This is a genomic window from Sinorhizobium sp. 8-89, from assembly GCF_030124325.1.
GTDB lineage: Bacteria > Pseudomonadota > Alphaproteobacteria > Rhizobiales > Rhizobiaceae > Sinorhizobium.
In genome coordinates, this window is sequence record NZ_JASKLR010000095.1 from 1 (window position 1) to 566 (window position 566).

The 566-nt window shown below is 72.1% G+C and carries 1 protein-coding gene; it reads right to left on the reverse strand.

Features of this window, described 5'->3' with window-relative positions:
* A partial coding sequence (locus QN219_RS33815) for an AMP-binding enzyme (RefSeq protein ID WP_284004770.1) occupies nucleotides 1-566 on the reverse strand: 566 nt, incomplete at both ends.

The window sequence follows — 566 nt, forward strand, 5'->3', positions numbered from 1 at the left end:
TGGCGGCCGACCCGCTCGACGCCGAGCAGCTCGGCCCAGATCTGTGCCAGCATCGTCTCGATCTCGCCCTTCGGCGCCGCATAGGCGGCCCGCGCATAGGCATCGTCGTCGGGAAGCGGCAGCGCCTGGCGGTCGAGCTTGCCGTTTGGCGTCAGCGGCAGGGCGTCGATGCGGACGAAGGCCGACGGCAGCATGTAGTCCGGCAGGCGGGCGCTGAGATGGGCGCGCCAGCTGGCGGCAAGCGCGCCTGCGTCGTCGCCGTCGTCCGATCCGGCCTCGGGCACGGGCACCACATAGGCGACGAGGCGCTTCTCGCCCGTTCGATCCTCGGGCGCCAGCACGACGGCCTCGCGCACCCGGTCGTGCTCGACGAGGCGGGCGGCGATCTCGCCCGGCTCGATGCGGAAGCCGCGGATCTTGACCTGGTCGTCGTTGCGGCCGAGGAACTCGAGATTGCCGTCGGGCCGATAGCGGGCGAGGTCGCCGGTGCGGTACATCCGCGCCCCCGGCTCTCCGCAGAACGGATCGGCCAGGAAGCGCTCGGCCGTCAGCTCCGGTTGGTTGAG